General features: G+C 65.6%; 21 protein-coding genes. 5 read left to right on the plus strand and 16 right to left on the minus strand.

The window, feature by feature from the left end; all coding sequences use genetic code 11:
* The first annotated feature begins 30 nt into the window (after positions 1 to 30).
* On the plus strand, positions 31 to 381 hold the full coding sequence (locus VWN43_RS07030) for a PilZ domain-containing protein (protein ID WP_320180095.1): 351 nt from the start codon (positions 31 to 33) through the stop codon (positions 379 to 381).
* 63 nt (positions 382 to 444) lie between these two features.
* On the opposite strand, the gene VWN43_RS07035 is transcribed toward VWN43_RS07030, so the two are convergent.
* The 7 genes from VWN43_RS07035 to VWN43_RS07065 all read right to left on the minus strand — a co-directional run bounded on the left by VWN43_RS07035 (position 445) and on the right by VWN43_RS07065 (position 9,294).
* The gene (locus VWN43_RS07035) at positions 445 to 1,647 is read right to left on the minus strand and encodes a serine hydrolase domain-containing protein (protein WP_320180094.1); all 1,203 of its coding nucleotides are present in this window, start codon (positions 1,645 to 1,647) and stop codon (positions 445 to 447) included.
* Positions 1,647 to 2,894, minus strand: coding sequence for a cyclopropane-fatty-acyl-phospholipid synthase family protein (locus tag VWN43_RS07040; RefSeq protein WP_320180093.1), 1,248 nt, complete (start codon positions 2,892 to 2,894; stop codon positions 1,647 to 1,649). Before VWN43_RS07040 ends, VWN43_RS07035 begins: the two co-directional genes overlap by 1 nt.
* 38 nt (positions 2,895 to 2,932) lie before the next feature.
* Positions 2,933 to 4,339, minus strand: a complete 1,407-nt coding sequence (locus VWN43_RS07045; RefSeq protein WP_320182111.1) for a cryptochrome/photolyase family protein — start codon at positions 4,337 to 4,339, stop codon at positions 2,933 to 2,935.
* Between the two features lie 110 nt (positions 4,340 to 4,449).
* Positions 4,450 to 5,457: a metal-dependent hydrolase gene (locus VWN43_RS07050; protein ID WP_320180092.1), complete on the minus strand. Its 1,008-nt coding sequence runs from the start codon at positions 5,455 to 5,457 to the stop codon at positions 4,450 to 4,452.
* 84 nt (positions 5,458 to 5,541) lie between these two features.
* Complete coding sequence (locus tag VWN43_RS07055) at positions 5,542 to 6,156, minus strand: hypothetical protein (protein ID WP_320180091.1); 615 nt, start codon at positions 6,154 to 6,156, stop codon at positions 5,542 to 5,544.
* 103 nt (positions 6,157 to 6,259) lie between these two features.
* Positions 6,260 to 7,294 carry a 2-oxoacid:ferredoxin oxidoreductase subunit beta gene (locus tag VWN43_RS07060; protein ID WP_320180090.1) on the minus strand — a complete coding sequence of 345 codons (1,035 nt, stop codon included), beginning with the start codon at positions 7,292 to 7,294 and terminating at the stop codon, positions 6,260 to 6,262.
* On the minus strand, positions 7,291 to 9,294 hold the full coding sequence (locus tag VWN43_RS07065; protein ID WP_320180089.1) for a 2-oxoacid:acceptor oxidoreductase subunit alpha: 2,004 nt from the start codon (positions 9,292 to 9,294) through the stop codon (positions 7,291 to 7,293). The genes VWN43_RS07060 and VWN43_RS07065 overlap by 4 nt, the downstream gene beginning before the upstream one ends.
* Before the next feature lie 175 nt (positions 9,295 to 9,469).
* Between VWN43_RS07065 and VWN43_RS07070 the strand changes: the two genes are divergently transcribed.
* A complete protein-coding gene (locus tag VWN43_RS07070; RefSeq protein WP_320180088.1) occupies positions 9,470 to 10,420 on the plus strand; it encodes an alpha/beta hydrolase in 951 nt (316 codons plus the stop codon).
* Between the two features lie 35 nt (positions 10,421 to 10,455).
* Positions 10,456 to 10,893, plus strand: a complete 438-nt coding sequence (locus VWN43_RS07075) for an RNA pyrophosphohydrolase (protein WP_320182110.1) — start codon at positions 10,456 to 10,458, stop codon at positions 10,891 to 10,893.
* Here VWN43_RS07075 and VWN43_RS07080 read toward each other — a convergent pair.
* The 6 genes from VWN43_RS07080 to VWN43_RS07105 form a co-directional block, all read right to left on the minus strand.
* Positions 10,854 to 11,330 (minus strand): hypothetical protein, encoded by a 477-nt coding sequence (locus VWN43_RS07080; protein ID WP_320180087.1) that lies wholly within the window; start codon positions 11,328 to 11,330, stop codon positions 10,854 to 10,856. The two genes, VWN43_RS07075 and VWN43_RS07080, sit on opposite strands and share 40 nt — an antisense overlap.
* Positions 11,331 to 11,348: 18 nt before the next feature.
* Entirely contained in the window at positions 11,349 to 11,855 is a 507-nt protein-coding gene (locus VWN43_RS07085; RefSeq protein ID WP_253515417.1) for a tetratricopeptide repeat protein, read from the minus strand.
* Between the two features lie 103 nt (positions 11,856 to 11,958).
* A complete protein-coding gene (locus tag VWN43_RS07090; RefSeq protein WP_320180086.1) occupies positions 11,959 to 13,149 on the minus strand; it encodes an RsmB/NOP family class I SAM-dependent RNA methyltransferase in 1,191 nt (396 codons plus the stop codon).
* Between the two features lie 3 nt (positions 13,150 to 13,152).
* A complete protein-coding gene (guaB, locus tag VWN43_RS07095; RefSeq protein ID WP_320180085.1) occupies positions 13,153 to 14,616 on the minus strand; it encodes an IMP dehydrogenase in 1,464 nt (487 codons plus the stop codon).
* Positions 14,617 to 14,762: 146 nt separating this feature from the next.
* Complete coding sequence (locus tag VWN43_RS07100; protein WP_320180084.1) at positions 14,763 to 15,095, minus strand: hypothetical protein; 333 nt, start codon at positions 15,093 to 15,095, stop codon at positions 14,763 to 14,765.
* A gap of 5 nt (positions 15,096 to 15,100) precedes the next feature.
* Positions 15,101 to 15,868, minus strand: a complete 768-nt coding sequence (locus VWN43_RS07105; RefSeq protein ID WP_320180083.1) for a 3-hydroxybutyrate dehydrogenase — start codon at positions 15,866 to 15,868, stop codon at positions 15,101 to 15,103.
* Positions 15,869 to 15,956: 88 nt separating this feature from the next.
* Here VWN43_RS07105 and ypfJ point away from each other — a divergent pair, with 88 nt between their 5' ends.
* Positions 15,957 to 16,814, plus strand: coding sequence for a KPN_02809 family neutral zinc metallopeptidase (gene ypfJ / locus VWN43_RS07110; RefSeq protein WP_253515410.1), 858 nt, complete (start codon positions 15,957 to 15,959; stop codon positions 16,812 to 16,814).
* A gap of 39 nt (positions 16,815 to 16,853) precedes the next feature.
* On the opposite strand, the gene VWN43_RS07115 is transcribed toward ypfJ, so the two are convergent.
* Entirely contained in the window at positions 16,854 to 18,587 is a 1,734-nt protein-coding gene (locus VWN43_RS07115) for a M56 family metallopeptidase (RefSeq protein ID WP_320180082.1), read from the minus strand.
* Positions 18,584 to 18,973, minus strand: a complete 390-nt coding sequence (locus VWN43_RS07120) for a BlaI/MecI/CopY family transcriptional regulator (protein WP_253515408.1) — start codon at positions 18,971 to 18,973, stop codon at positions 18,584 to 18,586. Before VWN43_RS07120 ends, VWN43_RS07115 begins: the two co-directional genes overlap by 4 nt.
* Before the next feature lie 147 nt (positions 18,974 to 19,120).
* On the opposite strand from VWN43_RS07120, the gene VWN43_RS07125 reads away from it, so the two are divergent.
* Positions 19,121 to 19,771: a peptidylprolyl isomerase gene (locus VWN43_RS07125; protein ID WP_320180081.1), complete on the plus strand. Its 651-nt coding sequence runs from the start codon at positions 19,121 to 19,123 to the stop codon at positions 19,769 to 19,771.
* A gap of 15 nt (positions 19,772 to 19,786) precedes the next feature.
* Here VWN43_RS07125 and VWN43_RS07130 read toward each other — a convergent pair whose 3' ends face one another.
* Complete coding sequence (locus VWN43_RS07130) at positions 19,787 to 21,055, minus strand: adenylate/guanylate cyclase domain-containing protein (protein WP_330768488.1); 1,269 nt, start codon at positions 21,053 to 21,055, stop codon at positions 19,787 to 19,789.
* Positions 21,056 to 21,102: the final 47 nt, after the last annotated feature.

The following is a 21,102-nucleotide window of genomic DNA, read 5'->3' on the forward strand; positions in this document are numbered from 1 at the left end:
ATCCGGATTGATCGAGGAGGGGCGCCCGTCATGATCCAACATTCGCAAGATCCATACACGCTGGCCGCGCAGGAAGACCGCTGTGCACCGCGCGCCAAATTGTCCATCCCCGGCCAATTGCGCGCCAGTGGAGGCCGCGCCTTCCAGACCGTGATCCACGATCTGTCGGTGTCGGGCTTTTCCGCCGCCGCGCTCAACCGCATGCATGAAGGCCAGCTGTGCTGGCTCACCCTGCCCGGGCTTGAATCGCTGCAGGCACAGGTCGTGTGGTGGGAAAACTCGATGGTCGGCTGCGCCTTCAGCGAATTGCTCGGCTCGATCGTCCACGACAATATCCTCGCCCGCTACACCAGCGAAGGCGCCGCCTACCGGCCCTACTGAGCGTAGAGACGATCCGGGGACGGTGCGCCGTTACCCGGACACCGCCACCCTGCCCACCCCTAGTTAGTCTTCCAGCGTTTCGACCAGCCTGCCCACCAGCGTGCGGAACCCGTCGCGGTGCGCGCGGCTGGTCGCGGTTGGCCAATTGCTCACCACGGCCACGACCAATTGCTCTTCGGGTACGATGGTGATCGCCTGCCCGAAAATCCCCTGCGCGCCGTACATGTCGCCGGGATAGGTCCACCACTGGTAGCCGTATCCGAAGCCGGGGGCCTCGGGTGCGAAGTCCACCAGCGGCGAGCCCGCCTTGGCGAACCAGCCCGCGGGTACCACGCCCTCCCCGCCCTCGAGCGCGAACTGGCCCATGCGGGCATAGTCCGACAATCGCAGCGAGAGGCAGCAGCCGCCGATATTGCCGCCGGTCAGGTCCTGCATCCAGAACAGCCCGCCCTCGAACCCGGCGGGCTCGACGATCTTCTCGGCCGCATAGGCCGCGAGCGACTGGCCGGTCGCCTGTTCGACGATCAGGCCGAGCAGATTGGTCTCGAGCGTCTTGTAGACCCATTTCTCGCCCGCGGGCGCCTCGCGCGTCAGCGTGCGGGCATAGGTCACGGCCTGCGATTCGCCCGCCACCGGGGCCACGCCAAGCATCCGCGCGACATCGCTGTCGGGATCGGTGTAATCCTCGTTCCACGCCACGCCCGAGGTCATCGTGGCGATCTGGCCGACACTCACCCCGTCATAGGCAGTACCTGCCAGCGCGGGGATGATGTCGGTGACCGGCGTATCGACGCTGGCGATCGCGCCATCCGCGATTGCCGCACCCAGCAGGGTCGAGGTAAAGCTCTTGGCGACCGAGAAGCTGGTCCACCGTCCGGTCGGGCCGAAACCCAGACCGTAATCCTCGAACACGATCGCACCGTCCTTGAGGACCATGACGCCGCCCGCCTGCGTTTCGGCCATATAGGCACGGATATCGGCCTGCAGCGCGGCGGGCACGCGGCCTTCCTGCCGCGGCAGCGTGCGGATCGTATTGGCAGGCGCCACTTCGAGCCCGGGGAAGGCAGATTCCATATCGCGGAACGCGGCCGAGCGGCGCGCGTCGTTCCAGAACAGGATCGAATCGCCCGGATCCAGGCTCGCCATTTGCGCGGGCATCGACTGGGTTACCGCCGGCGGTGCCGGGGGTGCGGTTGCGACGGTGTCGTAAGCCGCCGCGCAACCCGCCAGCGCCAGGGCCGCCGCCGAAATCAATAATCCACGCATCACATCTCTCCCTCTTTCACCAGTGTAACCTGGTGGACGTCGATCCCGCCACCGCGGAACCCGCCTTCGCAATACATCAGGTAATAGCGCCATAAATCGCAGAACTGCTCGTCGAATCCTTCGGGTAGGTGTCCTGCGGCAGCCGCCGCGTCGAAATTGTGCCGCCAGTGTTCGAGCGTGGCGGCATAGTCGCCGCCGAAATCGCGCTGGTCCCGCCAGGCGAGCCCGCGCTCCTCCGCCAGCCGGCGAAATTCGCTCGTGCGAATCAACAGCCCGCCGGGGAAGATATAGGCCTGGATGAAATCGGCGCTCTTGGCATAGGCATCGAACAGATCGTCGCGCATCGCGATATACTGGATCGCCGCGCGCCCGCCCGGTTTCAGATTGCGCGCTATGCAGTCCATGAAGGTCGGCCAGTATTCGCGTCCCAGCGCCTCGACCATCTCGACGCTGACGATGGCGTCGAACTGCCCTTCGCAATCGCGGTAGTCCTGCTTGCGGAAATCGACCCCGGCGCCGTGGTGCGCGGCGGCCCAAGCCAATTGTTCGTCGGACAGGCTGATCGCTGTGACGTCTGCCCCGCGCGCGGCGAGAAAGCTTGCCAGCCCGCCCCAGCCGCAGCCGATTTCGAGCACTTCGCGGGCCGTGCCGATACGTGTGGCCAGCGCGTCCCACTTTCGCCGCTGCGCTGCCTCGAGGCCATCGTCGCCAGGCTCCAGCGCCGAGGAATAGCTCATCGTCGGGTCGAGCCACGCCGCGTAGAAATCATTGCCGAGGTCGTAATGCGCGCTGATATTCTTCCGCGCGCCTTCATGCGTGTTGCGGTTGACCAGATGCGCCAGCTTGAGCGCGTGGCGAAACGGACCCTTGGCGCGGGCGGTATCACCCAGCCGCGACGCATGCTGCATGAACAGCGCGAACAGCGGGACCGGGTCTGGGCTCCACCATTCGCCCGCCTCCCATGCCTGGTACCAGCCGACCGAGCCATTGCTCGCCAAGCGGATCAGCGCATTCCAGCTGCGCAGCTCGACTTCGCATTCAAACCCCGGCGCATGCCCGCCCAGCGTCCGGCGGCTGCCGTCGGGCAGGACCCCGTGAATGGTCCCCGAGGTCAGCGCGGAATCGATCCGGCCGAGAATTCTCTCGAAACCCGGCGCCACCAACCGCGCGAACCAGCCGGGCCGGCGCGCAAAGCGTTGTGATCCGGCGATAAGGTCGTGCGTGCGCGGGGTGGTCGGCATATCCATTGCGCGCTCCTATTGCGCGGCGCGGCGGCGGACGCAAGCTAGCCTTTGGCCGACCGGTACGCCGCCAGTGCCCGCGCGCGCGCTTCCCTGTGGCCGATCATCTTGACCGGATAGTCGCCGCGCTTCCCGTCGGGCGGGTCGTGGATGCAATCGTCGCCCAGATCGGCCAGTTCGGGGACATATTCGCGGATGTAATCGGCGGCGCAGAACTTCTCGCTCTGCGTCAGCGGGGCCATGATCCGCACGAACATGTTGCTGTCGACCCCGGTGCCCGAGATCCACTGCCAGTTGACGCCGTTATTGCCGTAATCGGCATCGACCAGGCAGTCCCAATACCATTGCTCGCCGAAGCGCCAGTCGATCAGCAGGTGCTTTACGAGGAAGCTGGCGCAGATCATCCGCACGCGGTTGTGCATCCAGCCGGTCTGCCACAGCTGGCGCATCCCCGCATCGACCACCGGATAGCCCGTCATGCCCTTCTGCCAGCACGTGAGGTCCTGCGCGATCAGATGCCCCGCATTGGGGTTCCGCCACAGCGTGCGCTCGTCGTAGTCGCGGTAGCTTTCGCGCGGGTAATCGGGGAACTGGTCGATCACGTTCTGCGCATAATCGCGCCAGATCACTTCCTTGGCGAAGGTGTTCCAGCCGTCGCTGCGCTTGTCCTTCAATGCGTGCCACACCTGCGCGGGACTGACCTCGCCCCAGTGCAAATGCGGCGACAGGCGCGAGGTGGTGTCTTCGGACGGCAGATTGCGGCCCTCGTCGTAATCGCCCACCACATCGGCCCACCAGTCGAGCCGGTCATGCGCAGCGTCCTCGCCGAAGTCCCAGAAATCGCGGATGCCGCCCGCCCAGTCGGGCTTCGTGGGAAGCAGCGCCCAATCGGCCAGTTCGTCGCTGTCGGGCCAGCTATCGGGCGACGACAGCGTTTCCGGCTCGGGCAGCGGGTCGCGCGGCGGCATCACCTCCAGCATGGATTTCGCAAACGGGGTGTAGATCTTGTACGGATCGCCCGAACCGGTGGTCACACTGCCGGGCGGAAGCAGGTAGTTGCCGTCGTAGAGGCACAGTCTGCGCTCCTCACCCCCCAAACCCGCAAGCGCATCGCGCAGCTCGTCTTCGGCTTCCTTCCACCACGGCTCGTAGTGGCGCATCGCGTGGATGCAGGTGGCCCCGACCTCGTCGGCGAGCGCGGCAAGCACCTGCGGGGCGTCGCCCCGGAGCAGCACGATCTTCGAGCGACGCTTCCCAAGCGATGTGCCGAGGCTTTCGAGCGAATAGTGCAGCCAGACCAGCGAGGCACCGCCATAGGCATGATCACCTGCGCGTTCGTCGTCGAGCACATAGACCGGGATGACGGGGCCGGCCTGCGCGGCGGCATGGAGCGCAGGCTGGTCGGCCATGCGCAAATCGCGCCGCAGCCAGACGATATGTGGGTTAGCGATAAGTCTTCTCCCGATGCCACCTATCAACCCCGTCATGCTGAACTTGTTTCAGCACCCATTCTTCGGCCCACTCAGGTCGAGCGGGAGGCAGGATGGACCCTGAAACAAGTTCAGGGTGACGGATTGGCTAGAGGTTCGCACTCGACATCGGGCAGCGCCACCGAGAACCGATCCCGCGCGCGCGGATCGTAGAAGCGAGCGTCGCGGAGGATGACCGAGCCATCGGGTGCGCGTTCGGCGAAGGGGGCGCGGGACCAGAAGAGGAAGGCGTCAAGTTGGCTGTTGTCTGTATGCCCGACCACCATATCGGGAAACTCACATATTGGCTCGCCGAGGGGTTCAGCGAAGCAATCATCATAAGTCCAACACTTCTCCTGTAGCCATCTGCCATCCCGCCCGAACATGAGCTCGCGCTTCCAAAAAGCAAACGGCACCGGATTGGCAATCACTTCAGCTGCAACTGGTCCTTCCAAGACAAACCCATTACCGATCCGAATGTGCTCTCCGAATGCTATTACTGCATGCAGAGAGCCGTGCCTCTCCTGTTGAGCAGTAATACCCGCATTCACTCCAATATACGCCAGCCCCACCGCTATCGCGATCCGCGCAGGCCTTCGCCACTCTCCGCCCCGCTTCTCCCGGCGGAGCGAAAACCATGTCGCGAAACCCAGCAGCGCCCACAGCCACACATCGATGATGAACAGCGTGTCGCCGTAGAACCAGCGGCTCGAGAACGGCTCGAGCAGGCGGATGCCGTAGACGTTGAGCCAGTCGAGCGCGGGATGCGTCAGGCAGCCGAGCAGCGCGAGTGCGTACAGCCATTTGAAATTGACCGGCAGGCGCGCCTCGGGCCGCTTGCCGCGCCTCGCCTGCCAGCGGTCGAACCCATAGAGCAGCCCCGCCAGTAACAGCGGCAGCAGCACCCAGGCGATCGGTCCATGCGTGATCCCGCGGCGGAAGCCGAGGTGTTCGACCCCGTCGAGCCAGAAGAAACAGGCCGCATCGACATCGGGCAGGTTCGCGCCGATGATCAGCGCGGGCATGGCCAGCCCGGTCTTCCGCTTGAGCCCCGCCTGCCCGATCAATGCCCCGACGAGGCTGTGTGTAAGATTGTCCATTGCGCGCGAGTGTTAGCTCGCCCCGCCCAAAAGAAAAGGGCGGCAGGTCAGCCCGCCGCCCGTGTCCCATCGGTTCAGCCTCGATCAGGAATCGGACGTCTCGCCGCGGCGTGCCGCAGTGAATTCGCGGCGGTCGAGATAGGTGTCGCCGTCCATATCGTAATAGAAGAAGCTGTCGGCGGCCTTGTTGATCGTGTCGGCCTTCAACTCGGGCTCGCCCTGGTCGTTGATCGCCTCGTGCTGCGGATTGAGCGGGATCGCCCAGATCGCATATTCGGCAACCGAGAGCTGGTCGTCGTCATTACGGTCGAGATAGCCCCAGGTCATGTTCTGGCGCAGGCGCATGTTGGTCTCGCCATCGCGTTCCTGCGACGCGGCATCCATTTCCTCGCGCTCGTCATCGCTCATGACCTGCGAGGCGTCGGTAGCATCGGCCTGTGCGACCTGCTCGTTCACCACCTCGTCGCGATAGGTGCGATATTCGCTGCGGAAGGCGTCGGAATCGAACGCATCGCGGCGCGTCTGCGCATCGTCGCCCAGCATGTAATCGCGCGTCATGGGATCGTATTCGTCCACCATCGCGGTTTCGGTATCGGCCATTTCGCTGCCGACTACCGGGTCCTCGGCCACGTCGTCGCCGCAGGCGGCAAGCGCCAGCGCAAGCGTGGACAGTGCGGTCGTCTTGATCGAAATATTCATGTCTTCTCCATTGGTTGAACGGTCCCTGCAGCGGCAGGGATATGTCCAACCAACGGAGCCGAACCGCGATCGGTCCGAAAAACTGCGAAATGCTGTCAGCGCGTCAGACGGGATCCTGCGCGGTGCCGTCGACGGTCCAGGTCTGGCCCTTGCCGAGCAGTTTGGCGAGATTGGCTTCCTTGCCCTGGCTCGCGGCGGCTTTTTCGGCCATCGCGGCGGCCTCGAAGGTCGGGCGCGGATCGTCATAGAGCACGCCCAGCGCCATCGGGAACGGCCCGAAGGGCATTTCGACCAGCATATGCGCGATCGAGCGGTTGCTGACATCGTGGACGATCACCCCCGCGGCTTCCCAATCGCCATCGACCACATCGACCACCTTGAGCTCGAGCTTGTCGCGGTCGAGCGCGATGCCCTTGGCATCCTTCGCGAACAGCATCGGCTTGCCGTTTTCGAGCCACAGCTGCTGGTCCTCGGCGCCCTTGGGCGCAGCGAAATCGTTGAACACGTCCTTGTTGTAGACGATGCAGTTCTGGAAGATCTCGATGAAGGCAGCGCCCTGGTGCGCATGGGCGGCTTTCAGCACATCGGGCAGGTGCTTCGACACGTCGAACCCGCGGCCGACGAAGCGCGCGCCGGCACCCAGCGCAAAAGCGGCGGGGCGCGCGGGATGGTCGTAGCTGCCGATCGGGGTCGAGGGCGACTTGGTGCCCTCGCGGCTGGTGGGCGAGGCCTGGCCCTTGGTGAGTCCGTAGATCTCGTTGTTAAACAGCATGATCTGCATGTTCACGTTCCGGCGCAGGACATGCATCAGATGGTTGCCGCCGATCGACAGGCCGTCGCCGTCGCCGGTCACCAGCCAGATATCGAGATCGGGATTGGCGAGCTTCGCGCCCGTGGCGAACGCGGGCGCGCGGCCGTGGATCGTGTGGAAGCCGTAGCTCTCGACGTAATAGGGGAAGCGGCTCGAACAGCCGATGCCGCTGATGAACACGGTGTTCGCCGGGTCCGCGCCCAGCTGCGGCAGCGTGCGCTGCACCGCCTTGAGGATCGCGTAGTCGCCGCAACCCGGGCACCAGCGGACCTCCTGGTCGGTTTCCCAGTCCTTGAGCGTGGTTTCGATTTTCACTGGTGCGTTCACGAGCCGAGCTCCTGCGATTGCGGTGACGACTGGTTCTTCAGCGAGCCGTCGTCATGTCCGGATTCCAGATGCGGCAATTGGTCGTCATTGACCGGTACTTCGCCGCCTTCATTGCCTTCGACGCCGTCGAAATACTTGCCGATGGCTTCTTCCATTTCGGCGATCTGGAAGGGCTGGCCGCTGGTCTTGGTCAGCGGTGTCGCATCGACGAGGAACTGGTCGCGCAGCACGGTCTTGAACTGGCCGGTGTTCATTTCCGGCACCAGCACATGCTCGAACCCGCGCAGCAGGTCGCCGAGGTTCTTCGGCAGCGGCCAGATGTGGCGCACATGGATGTGGCTCACGTCGCGCCCCTGGCGGCGCGCATTGTCCACCGCGCGGTGGATCGGGCCGAACGTGCTGCCCCAACCGACGACCGCGAGCTTGCCCGAGGTGTTGCCGAGGCAGACTTCCTGGTCGGGTACGGCGATGCCGTCGATCTTGCCCTTGCGCAGGTCGGTCATGCGCTGGTGGTTGTCGGGCGAATAGTCGATATTGCCGCTCAGCTCGTGCTTCTCGATCCCGCCGATGCGGTGCATCAGGCCGGGCGTCCCGGGCTTGACCCAGGGCCGCGCGCCCTTCTCGTCGCGCTTGTAGGGCAGGAAAGTCTCGGCCCCCTGCTCGTCGACCGCGTTCTTCTCGGTCAGGAACTGCGCCGGGAACGGTTCGAACGTGGCCGGATCGGGCACTTTCCACGGCTCGGCGGCATTGGCGATATAGCCATCGGTGAGCAGCATGACGGGGGTCATGTACTGCACCGCGATGCGGCAGGCCTCGATCGCCACCTCGAAGGCATCGCCCGGGCTGCTGGCGGCAATCACCGGCATCGGCGCATCGCCATTGCGGCCATAGACCGCCTGGTAGAGATCGCTCTGCTCGGTCTTGGTCGGCAGGCCGGTCGAGGGGCCGCCGCGCTGCGAGTTGACGATCACCAGCGGCAATTCGGTCATGATCGCGAGGCCCATCGCCTCGCCCTTGAGCGCAATACCCGGACCCGAAGAACTGGTGATCCCGAGGCTACCCGCATAGCTGGCACCGATGGCGGCGCAGATCGCGGCAATTTCGTCTTCCGCCTGGAAGGTGGTGACGTCGAATTCCTTGAGCCGCGCGAGATGGTGCAGGATCGCGCTGGCGGGAGTGATCGGATAGCCGCCGAAGAACATCGGCAGGCTCGCCAGCTGCGCGCCCGCCACAAGGCCCAGGCTGACCGCTTCGGCGCCGGTGACGGTGCGATAAAGCCCCGGCGCGCTGGGCACCGGATCGATATGGACCTGCTTGAGCGGCCCCGCGAGCTCGGCGGTTTCGCCATAGGCGTGCCCCGCATCGAGCGCGGCGATATTGGCATCGGCGATTTCGGGCTTGGACTTGAACTTGGCCTTGAGCCAGTCGTGGATCGGTTCGCGCGGACGGTCGAACATCCACAGCGCGAGGCCCAGCGTCCACATGTTCTTGGACCGCAGCGCATCCTTGTTGCCCAGGCCGTAGGGCTTGACCGCCTCGATCGTCTTTTCGCTGATGTCGAAGGCGAGCAGGTCGTATTTGGCGAGGCTGTCATCCTCGAGCGGATTGGACTCGTAATGCGCCTTGTCGAGGTTGCGCTTGGTGAACGCGCCGGTGTCGGCAATCACCAGCCCGCCGGGCTTCAGCGCCGCGATATTGGTCTTCAGCGCCGCCGGGTTCATCGCCACCAGCACATCGGGCGCATCGCCCGCGGTGTTGATTTCGCGGCTGCCGAAATTGATCTGGAAGGCCGAGACGCCGAACAGCGTGCCCTGCGGCGCGCGGATTTCGGCGGGGAAATCGGGGAACGTGGCCAGGTCATTGCCGGCCAGCGCGGTCGACAGGGTGAACTGCCCACCCGTCAGCTGCATGCCATCGCCGGAATCGCCGGCGAAGCGCACAACGACGCTTTCGGGGGTTGCGGGGAGGCCGTCCTGCGGGGCGGTGGCGGCTGTTGCCATCCGGATATTCCTTGTCTGCGCCATCTCTTGCGGCGCCGTTTCCAATGGGAAGCGCCACCTAGGGCGCGCCCCATCCTCTCGCAATGAAGTTTCTCTGCTAGGCCAAAAAAGCCGCATGGAAAAGCGCTGCGAACACGCTAAGTCCCAAAAAGAAACGCATATGGGAGAGAACGCAATGGCCGATACCGAACATTATGTCCGCGACGATGTACGCGGGTTCCTCGACATGCTCGAAGCGATGGGCGGCAAGGGGGTCGAGGAAGTCGGTGCCGAAGAAGCGCGCCAGCAGATGCGCGCGATGGGCGCGGTGGCCGAGGCCGAGCCGCGGACGATGGCGGTGCAGCGCGATCTGACGTGCCCCGGTCCCGCGGGACCGATCCCGCTGCGCTTCTACGACGTCAAGGCCGAGCGCGCGCCCGGCCCCTGCGTGATCTTCATCCACGGCGGCGGCTTCGTGATCGGCGACCTCGAGGTCTATCACGCGCTGTGCACCGAAATTTCACACCACCTCGACCTCCCGGTAATCTCGGTCGACTACCGGCTCGCGCCCGAACACCCCTTTCCCGCCGCACCCGACGATTGCGAGGCGGTGGCGCGCTGGCTCGCCGCATCGCCCGCCGAACTTGAGCGGACGATCACCGGGCTGGTCATCACCGGCGACAGCGCGGGCGGCAATCTCACCATCGTCACCACCAACCAGCTGATGAACGAGCCCGCCGACGTGCCGGTAATCGTGCAGGCACCGATTTATCCGGTGGCCAGCGACACCTCGCAGCACAGCAGCTTCGCGATGTTCACCGAAGGCTTCCTGCTGACCGGCGCGGCGATGGCCTGGTTCAACGATCAATATGGCGGGGATGCGGGCGATCCGCGCCACACGCCGATGGTTGGCGATTGCACGAACACCCCGCCAACCGTCGTGTGCACCGCGGGTCTCGATCCCTTGCGCGATTCCGGCCGGGAATACGCCGCACACCTGGTGCAACTCGGCAAGGAAGTGGTGTATCTCGAGTTTCCCGGGATCATTCACGGGTTTACCACGCTGAGAAAAGCGATACCGAGCGGTCAGAGGGATCTCGAAGCGTTCCTCGACGCGACGAAACTGATGGTGGAGCGATACAGGTGAGCGAAACGCTGGGATACCGCCCGTGTGTGGGTGTGATGCTGGTTAACGGTGACGGCAAGGTGTTCGTCGGGCGCCGGATCGACAATAAGGAAGGCGATTGGTGGCAGATGCCGCAGGGCGGCGTCGACCAGGGAGAAGACCTGCGTGATGCCGCGCTGCGTGAGCTGGGCGAGGAAACCGGGGTCCGCCCCGAGCATGTGACCATCCTCAAGGCGATGGACGAGCCAATCCGCTACGACCTTCCCGAGGAACTGATCGGCAAGCTCTGGGGCGGCAAGTACCGCGGGCAGGAACAGGTGTGGTATCTCGCACGGTTTGCCGGCGCGGATACCGACATCGACCTCGAAGCGCATGATCCGCCCGAATTCTGCGACTGGAAATGGGTCGAGGCGGAGCAGCTGCCCGACCTGATCGTGCCCTTCAAGAAACGCGTCTACCGCGCCGTGGTGGACGCGTTTCGCGAGCTGGTCTGACGCCGCCCCAAACGCAGCCCGTGCCAGCCGGCGACACCGGCGATCATTGCGGAACTGGTTATGATCAGCCACTCGCCCAGAGTGCGCCGTTCATCAATGCCAACGAAAACGTAAAGCACCTGAACTGCGGCTGCAGCCACCAGCACCCATACCACCGGATGGTTAGCCCAGCTCCAGCGCCGGGAGAGCAAGGCCAGCGCCAGTGCGGCAACCATGTTCGGCAATGCTCCGATCACCGATAATAGAACCGAGCCCAACCAGTACAGCCACCAAGGATATTGATATTCACGCACGCGCGTCACAGAGTTTTCGAAGCCCGCGACGGATGCTCCCTGAAGGATGAGAAAGCTTAGCAGCCCAATGCTACTAAACACGCCCGCGGTAAGCGCCAAGACCCACATGATCTCGGCGGATTTCGAAACTCTTTGCTGCTGCATGCGACCTCCTTGCGGAGGTCAGTTAGCCTGCGAGGTAATACCGTTCGGTAAACTTGCCTCGGCCGTCTGTACGCGCGCCGGGGGTCCGGCGGCGATACGCGCATTGAGCTGCTGCGTTTCGGCGCAGCTCTGGCCGCACAGCGATTCCAGCTTGGCCAGGCTGCCGCGCGCCTTTTCGATCGCGCCCTTCTCGACCAGCGCCTCGCCCTCGCCCGCGATCGCCGCCAGGTTGCGCGGCTCGCGCGTCAGCGCTTCGCGGTAATAGCGGATCGCCTTGCCCTGCAGGCTGTCGGCACGGGCGGCTTCGGCGAGCCGCAGGAAGATCGGCGTATGCCCCGGATCGACCGCCAGCGCCGCCTCGAACGCGTCGATTGCGCCCTGCGTATCGCCTTGCGCCAGCGCCGCTTCGCCCTCGGCAATCAACACGGCCGCACGCGGCGTCGGTGCGTCATCCCCGGCCCAGCCAACGCTCGATGTCATGGCAAGCGCCAGCGAAAGGGCGGCAGCGGCGGGGGCAAAACGCATAATCGTCTCCAGCGGGGTCGTCCGTCGAATAGGTGGCGGGTCAGCCATAATGCTTATGGCTAACACGGGAAGTGGTCAGGCCCAAGCGTGATAATCCCCGTCTTCACGCAGCGGCCTGAACCCGCGCTGCACAGGCAATGAAGAACCCGTCGGTGGAATCGGGCCCCGGCGACAAGCGGATACCCTGCCCGCGCGGACGCCCCAGCGGCAGCGCAAGCGCGCGCGGCTGCAGGTCGGGGTGGCGGGCGAGCAGGGCGTCGAACTGCCCCGCCCCTTCCTCGTCGAGCAGCGAGCAGGTGACATAGACGATCCGCCCGCCGGGCTTGACCAGACGCGCCGCCACATCGAGCAGATAGGCCTGCAGCGTGGTTAACCGGGACAGTTCCTGTTCGTCGAGCCGCCAGCGCGCTTCGGGATTGCGGCGCCACGTGCCGGTGCCCGAACAGGGCGCGTCGACCAGCACTGCATCGGCCTCGCCGGCGAACTCGGCCAGCGCCTCCATCTCGCGCTGCGGGTTGAGCAGGATGGTGGCGATATCCGCCGCGCCCGCGCGTTCGGCGCGCGGGGCCAGCCGCGAGAGGCGGTTGCGATCGGTGTCCGAGGCGATCAGCCGCCCCTGGTTGTCCATCGCCGCGGCCAGCGCGAGCGTCTTGCCGCCCCCGCCCGCGCACAAATCGATCACCGTCTCGCCCGGCTGCGCGCCGACCGCGAGGCAGGCGAGCTGCGAACCGGTGTCCTGCACCTCGATCTCGCCCGCGCGGAAAGCCGGCCATTGCTCGACCGGCGTGCCCGTGGTGAGCCGTAGCCCGTGCGGGGCGGCGGTGGGTTCGGCAGGCTCGGGCAGCGTCACCGTGGCGCGTTCGGCCTTGAGCGTGTTGACGCGCAGGTCGAGCGGTGCGCGGTCGAGCAGGGCCTCGGCCTCGCCGTCTTCGACGCCCGACGCCGCCAGTCGCGCGATCAGCCAGGACGGCGCGACGCCGCCCTCGGCGACCGGCTCGCCCTCGGCAATCGGCGCGGCGCCGTAATTGGAACCATCGAACAGCGGCGCAATCGCGGGATCGGTCTCGGCCAGCCGCAGCATCGCTGCGCGGCCGCTGGCGGGCACCGGACCGCAGGCGCGGATCGCGGCATAGACCAGCTCGCGGATCGCGCGCCGGTCCTTCGACCCGGCGAAGCGGTTGTTGCGGAACCATTCGGCGAGGATCCGGTCGGCGGGCGCGGCTTTTGCGCGCGCGGCCTCGACGATCCGGTCGAGCAGCTCGATCGCACTCTGGACCCGGGCGGCGGGCGTCATGGCCTAGCGCGTCGGATAGTTGGGCGCTTCGCGCGTGATCGCCACGTCATGGACATGGCTTTCGGCCAGCCCGGCATTGGTGATCCGGACGAATTGTGCGCGCTTGCGCAAATCGTCGATCGTGGCGCTGCCGGTGTAGCCCATCGCCGCCTTGATCCCGCCGACCAGCTGGTGAACCACCGCGCTGGCCGGGCCCTTGTAGGGCACTTGTCCCTCGATCCCCTCGGGGACCAGTTTCTGCTGGCTGATATCGGCCTGGAAATAGCGGTCGGCGCTGCCGCGCGCCATCGCGCTGACGCTGCCCATGCCGCGATAGGCCTTGTAGCTGCGGCCTTGGTAGATGAAGGTTTCGCCCGGCGCTTCCTCGGTCCCGGCCAGCATCGAGCCGATCATCACCGTGCTCGCGCCCGCAGCCAGCGCCTTGGCGGCATCGCCGCTGGTGCGCAGGCCGCCATCGGCGATGACGGGGATGCCATATTCCTCGGCCGCCTCGGCGCTGTCCATCACCGCGGTCAGCTGCGGCACGCCAACGCCCGCGACCACGCGCGTGGTGCAGATCGAGCCCGGGCCGATCCCGACCTTGACCGCATCGGCGCCCGCGCCGGCCAGCGCCTTGGTCGCTTCGGCGGTCGCGACATTGCCCGCGATTACCTGCACGCTGTTCGACAGCTTCTTCACCCGTTCGACCGCGCGCGCGACATCCATGTTGTGGCCATGCGCGGTGTCGATCACCACCACATCGACCTCGGCATCGATCAGCGCTTCGGTGCGTTCGAAGCCCTTGTCGCCCACAGTGGTCGCTGCAGCGACGCGCAGGCGCCCGGTGGGGTCCTTGGTGGCATCGGGATAGGCAACCGCCTTCTCGATATCCTTGACCGTGATCAGCCCGACGCAGCGCCCCGCATCATCGACCACCAGCAGCTTTTCGATCCGCCGCTGGTGCAGCAGCCGCCGCGCCTCTTCCTGCCCGGTGCCGAGCGGTACGGTGGCGAGGTTCTCGGTCGTCATCAGTTCGCCGATGGGCTGGCGCGGGTTCTCGGCAAAGCGGACGTCGCGATTGGTCAATATCCCGACCAGCTTGCCGTCGCGATCGGTCACCGGGATGCCGCTGATGCGGTTGACGGACATGATGTCCTGCGCCTCGCCCAGCGTGGCTTCGGGATGGATGGTGATCGGATTGACCACCATGCCGCTTTCATAGCGCTTGACCGCGCGCACCGCGGCGACCTGTTCGTCGACTTCGAGATTGCGGTGCAGCACGCCGATCCCGCCCAGCTGCGCCATGGCGATCGCCATGTCGGCCTCGGTCACCGTGTCCATCGCGCTGGACACCACCGGGATGCTGAGGCCGATGTCGCGCGTCAGCCGACTGGCGGTCCGCGCCATCGACGGCAGGATATCGCTCTCGGCCGGACGCAGGAGAACGTCGTCGAAAGTAAGGCCGAGGGGAATGTCGAAATGTGCCACGTGGAGAATCGCCTGCCGGGGGAGAAATGTGGCGGCCCATGTAACGACGGTTGGTGAAACTAGCTAGTGCCCATAACCGCACTCTGCCGCCTGGCCGCTTTCGCACCGGCTGGCTGCCCCCTTCCGGACAGCCCGCCGTCCCGGGTTCACCGCACCGACCCCCGCCGATTGCGGTGCAGGTAGATCCGGCCGATCACTCCGATCGCACCGAGCGGAAACAAGGCGCGCATCACCTCCGGTTCCCAGCTCCCCGCCGCTGCGCTGAACGATACGGTCGGAGCCGCCACGCCGAAGAACCAGTACAAATGGTCCGGCGCATGCGGGACCAGCGCCGCACCGCCCACGCCGACGAAGGCGAGGATCGCCCATAGGGGTTTCAGCGTCAGGCCGGGTTCGCGCAGCGCCGCAATGGCGACCCCCACGCTGACGAGGAGACTTGCGGCGGCAGCCACGAGGAAGGGAACCAGCAAGCCCGGCATACGCGCTATTCCGCGGTCCAGCCGCCATCGACGCTCCAGTTGGCGCCGTTGACGTTCTGCGCCTCGTCGCGGCACAGGAACACGGCGAGCGCGCCGATTTCGTCGGGCTGGACGAACTTCTTGGTCGCCTGCTTGACCAGCAGCACATCGTTGATGACCTGCTCGCGGGTCATCCCGCGCGCCGCCATCGTGTCGGGAATCTGGTTTTCGACCAGCGGGGTCCACACATAGCCCGGGCTGATGCAATTGGCGGTCACGCCGAATTCGGCGAGTTCGAGCGCCACGGTCTTGGTCAGGCCGTCGAGCCCGTGCTTGGCCGAATTATACGCCGACTTGAACGGGCTGGCGACCTTGGAATGCGCGCTGGCGGTGTTGATGATCCGCCCCCACCCCTTGCGCTTCATCGCCGGCGCGGCGAGCCGCGTGGTATGGAACGCCGCGGTCAGGTTGAGCGCGATGATCGTGTCCCATTTCTCGACCGGGAAATCCTCCACCGGCGCGACATGCTGCATCCCGGCATTGTTGACGAGCACGTCGATCTCGCCCGCCTCGGCCATCATCGCCTCGATTTGCGCGACATCGGTCAGATCCGCACCGCTGTGCGTCGCGTCCAGTTCCTTGCACAATCCGGCGATCTCACCCGCATCGCCAAAGCCGTTGAGGACCACCCGCGCCCCCGCACCCGCCAGCGCGCGCGCGATGGCGAGGCCGATGCCGCTGGTCGATCCGGTAACCAGTGCGCGCTTGCCTTCGAGGAATTGGGCGTGAAACATTTGGCTCTCCGGACATTGTAGGAATGGTCGATTTCGGCCATCGCGCACATACTAGCGGCTGTAAAGCGGCCAGACATCGGGGGAAGACATGCGGCTCAATCCGTTCAATACCGGCAATATCAACGTACGATCGAGCGGCGGCGGCGGTGTCCCCGGCGGCAAGGCGGGCGGGATCGGCTGCGGCACGATCGTGATCGCCGCAGTGGGCTATTTCGTCTTCGGGCTCGACCCGATGCAGACCGCGGGCATGGTCGAAGGCGTGCAGCAGGGCCAGCAGCAGGCGGGCCCGGCGAACACCAACGAACAGGAAGTGTGCACCAGCAGCGAATTTGCGCGCGAGGCATGCAACGGCCTGCAATCGCTCAACCAGACCTGGGCGGGCACCTTCGAAGCGCAGGGCTATGGCGACCAGTTCCGCCAGCCCACGCTCGACCTCTATGGCGGCGGCGGGGTGAACACCGGCTGCGGCAGCGGGACCTCGGCGATGGGGCCGTTCTACTGCCCCGCCGACCAGACGATCTATATCGATACCAGCTTCTACGACACGCTCGAACGCCAGCTTGGCGCGGGCGGCGATTTCGCGCGTTATTACGTGCTCGCGCATGAATATGGCCACCATATCCAGACGATCACCGGGATTTCCAGCCAGATCCGCAGCGCGCAGCAGCAGAACCCGAGCCGGGCGAACCAACTGCAGGTGCTGATGGAATTGCAGGCGGATTGCTATGCCGGGGTCTGGGCGGGCAAGAACCGCAATCTGATCGAACCGGGCGATATCGAAGAGGGGATGCAGGCCGCCGCCGCGATCGGCGACGACCGGCTGACCGGCGGACGGGTCTCGTCGGAAAACTTCACCCACGGCACGTCGCAGCAGCGCAGCGATGCCTTGCGGCTGGGCCTGCAGGGCGATGACCGCGCCTGCGACCGGATTACCAATATCGGCTGATCGGCGCGCCCGCGTCCGTTAGGCTAGCGCTGCAGGGGCTCAGCGCGACAGCCGCTCGATCTCCGCGTCGATATCCGCGAGGATCTCGGCACGCATCTCATCGGACCAGTTCCGATCCGCTGCGAGCGACTCGCGCGTGTGCTTGAGCGCCTTCAGCGCCACCGTATCGCCATAGCTTTCGCACACATACATGGTGGTGCGGCCCTTGGCATCGACCTTGGTGGTGACCGCGCGGTCCTTGTCGAGGCATTTCATCACCACTTTCGGCGCGCTGGCGATGGCCTTTTCCGCCACTGCCTCGGCGCGGACCTGTGCCACTTCGGCATGCGCTTCGGCCAGGGCAAGCTGGACCTCCCGGCGGCTCTCCGCGCGGTCGACCTGCCGCGCTTCGATCTGCTGCAGTTCGCGCTGCACCTTGCCGCCGTCGGCCAGGTCCTCGCGCAATTGCGCCATTTCCTTCTTGAAGGCGCGCTTTTCCTTGTCGCTCATCTGGTCCCAGTTGCGGCCGTCCCAGCGGGCATGGCGCGCCGGGTCGCGCTCGACCCGTGCCATGGACTCGCGTGCCCGTTCGAGCTCGCGTTCGGCGCGCTCGATATCGCGTTCGGCGCGGTCAAACTCACGCTCGATCGTGCGCTCCATCGCGGCGACGAATTCGCGGTCGCTGGGCGGTTCGGGCGCTTGCGGGGCATCCGGCGCTTCCGGCGCGAGCGGCGACAGCGGCGCGACGGGCGTTTGCAGCGCAAAGGGCTCTTCCGGCACGTGGGCGACAATCCCTTCGGCATACCCGATGCTGGCGGTCATCGGCAGCGCGAACACGGCAGCGGCCACTGCGCTGCGTACGGCAAAGCGGCGGCGGCGCGAATGGTCGGTCATCGGCAGGCTGCGCAGCCGATGGATGATCGACTTGTCGCCGAGCACGGGACAGGCCATCGGCGCCGCCAGCGCGGGCCGCGGCGCGATCTGCGGACGGCGGGCGAAATCGGCGATGATCGCGGCATAGGCGGCGCGCTCTTCGCGGCTGCGGCTGGCCACCACGCGCGCATCGCAGGCGGCTTCCTGGTCGCGGCGCATGGCGGACCAGCCCATCCAGCCCAGCGGGTTGAACCAGTGGATCGCGAACAGCGGCTGTACCAGCACATTGACGAGGATGTCGTGCCCGCGGTGATGGGCTAGCTCATGCGCAATCGCGAGATCGCGCACCTGGCGTTCGCGGCTGGCCATGAAGCCATCGGGCAATGCCACAACCTTGTCGAACACCCCGAAGGCCATCGGACCCGAGATTGCAGTGGTCTCGATAAGCCGGATCGGGCCGACCTCGCCGACGGGGCGCGCATCCTCGAGCAATTCGCGGCGCAGCTCGCCATACAGCCAGAACCGGCGGCCCATGAAGATTGCCGCGCCGACCAGCCAGACGATCACCAGCGGAGTGAGCAGGTCGATGGGTGTGTCGAGCGGCGCAGTCCCGGCGGGGGAGACGAATTCACTATAGGAAAACCCGCTCTCGGCACTCGGCGCAAACGCCAGATCGGCGGCAATCACCTCGCTGCCGGCGTCGCCACCACCCGAAAGGTCGGGACGCATCCATGCAGGCAGTGTCACCGGCGGGAACAGCATCCGGATAAGCGGCAGGAACCATAGCGCATAAGCCGCGCCCGCGCCGAGATATTTGGCCACCGGGCGGCGCAGCAGCAGCGCAACGCCGATCAGTGCGCCGGTCCACACCAGCGTATCGAGCAGGAACAGGCTCCAATATTCGCGGATTAGCTCGGTCATTTGCGCATCTCCCTCAAGAGCGCTTCGATTTCGACGAGGTCGTCGTCGGTGAGCGCCTCGCTCTCGGCCAGCTGGGCGAAAAGCGGGGCGGCGCGGCCGCCGAACAGCCGGTCGACCAGGCGGCGGCTTTCACCACCGACATAGTCGGACCGCTCGATCAGCGGGCGATACAGGAATTTGCGACCCTGGGGCTCGGTGCTGACCACCTGTTTCTGGACGAGCCGGCTGAGCAGCGTCTTGACGGTCGGGATCGACCAGTCACGCCGCGCGCAGATCGCCTCGCACACTTCGGCGGCGGAGATCGGGTTGCGGTCCCACAGCACTTCCATGACGGCGTGCTCGGCTTCGCTGATCCGCTCGCCCGGGGCGTCCTTGCGCTTGCTCATTCCCACCTCCTGATCGTCGTCTGATCGTCACGCGTAATTCTTCGATTACGTCTGTAGCCACAGCGACTACGAATGTAAACCTGAAGCGTGGATGAATGCGCGGGAAAGGTCCTTGCTTCTCGACCAACGACATATCACTCTGGATCAATGACACGGATTCTGGCCGCGCTGGCCCCGCTCACCCTTTTCGCCACGCCGATCGCCGCGCAGGACGAATCGCTGCCCGAGGCGGAAATCTACGCCACCCAGCTGGTCGTGATCGAAACCACCATGGGCGATATCACGGTGGAAATCGAGACCGAGCGCGCACCGGTGACCGCAGGTAATTTCCTGCGCTATGTCGACGAGGACCGCTTCGACGGCACCACTTTCTACCGCGCGATGCATCTCGACTGGGGCGAACCGCCCAACGGGTTGCTGCAGGGCGGCACGCAGATGCACCCCGACCGCGTGCTCGACTCGATCGCGCATGAACCGACGACCCAGACCGGCCTCAGCCACACCAATGGCGCGCTGTCGATGGCGCGTTACGATCCGGGCAGCGCGACGGGGGATTTCTCGATCATGATCAAGGACCAGACCGGGCTCGATGCGACCCCGGCCTCGTCCGATCCGAGCCTGCAGGCGGGCTTCGCGGTGTTCGGCCATGTGGTCGACGGGATGGACGTGGTCCATGCGATCCACGCGCTCCCGCCCGATCCCGACAAGGGCGAAGGCTGGATGAAGGGGCAGTTGCTCGCCGATCCGGTCGAAATCATCGATATGCGCCGGGTGGATGCGCCGACCGGCACGGACTGACCGGATACCCGGCAGCTAGGCGATTGGCCCCTCGTCCTCGCCGCATACGCTGGCCCGGTCGATGCGGAAGATCTTGACCTCCCCCACCCCTTTCAGCGTGTGCAGTTCCGCGCCCGAGAAGGGCATCGCGGTCCGCGCCGAGAGATAGGTGGATTCGCTCACCGCGATGCCGCCGGGCTGGGCAATGCCTTCGACCCGGCTGGCGACATTCATCGTGTCGCCCCAGTAATCATAGGCATAGCGGCGGCTGCCGACCACGCCGCCGACCACCGGGCCGGTGTGAATGCCGACGCGGACCTGGACGTCGAGGTCGGTTTCCTGCGCGAAGACGCGGATGCTGCGGATGATGTCGCAGGCAAAAGCGATCGCCTCGCCCGCGCCGCGATCGCCCGAGGCCTGCCCCCCCGAAACCGCCAGATAGGCATCGCCGATGGTCTTGACCTTCTCCACCCCGGTGCGGTCGGCGCACTCGTCGGCAATCGAGAAAACTTCGTTGAGTACCTTGACCAGCATGCCGGGCGACAGCCTGCGCGCCAGCTTGGAGAAGCCAACGATATCGATGAAGATCACCGATACGTCGGAGAAGGAATCGGCCACCGCCTGGCCTTCGCGCAGCCGTGCGGCGACTTCGGGCGGGAGCACGTTGAACAGCAATTCTTCGGTCTTGCGGCGTTCGAGTTCGAGCGCCTGCCCTGCGGCGAAGGTCTTGCGCGCGCGGCGGTCGATGTCCCAGTTCACGAAGGTGGCGAAGGTGAAGAAGGTGGTGAAATTGGTGAAGGTATAGACCTTGTTCACGATCCCCCGATCGGCCTGCACCAGGAAGGCGAGATAGATCACCAGCACGACCCCGGCCCAGGCAAGGTAATAGCGGGTGGTCGCGACGAAGCCGACGCTGGCGAAGACCATCAATATGCCGAGGTTGATGATCGCCATGCCGAAGCGCGAAATGCCGGTGATCGCGGCTTGGTCGCCCAGCGCGTCGATCAGCATGATCATCGCCACGCCCAGCGCGGTGAAGATGAGCATGTCGACCCATCCCCGCTCGACATAGAACCGCGTAAAGGTGAGCGCGATGATCCCGACCAGCGCGGCGATGAAGATGCCCGCCGCGAGATTGTAGGCGATCACCCCCTCGCGCGGGAAATGCAGCGGATTGAAGCCGATATAGGAAAGCAGGGTAACAATGCCGATCCCGGCAAGGAAGCGCGTACCGGGAATGCGCGCCAGCCGCTCGCCCTCGACATAGGTGCGCTCAGTATCCGGATCTTCGAAACGCCCCAGCATCGATTGCCCCCCAATGCCCCCTGCACCGGCGAACCTACCCAATGCCG

It is taken from the genome of Qipengyuania sp. HL-TH1 (assembly GCF_036365825.1).
Lineage (GTDB): Bacteria > Pseudomonadota > Alphaproteobacteria > Sphingomonadales > Sphingomonadaceae > Qipengyuania > Qipengyuania profunda.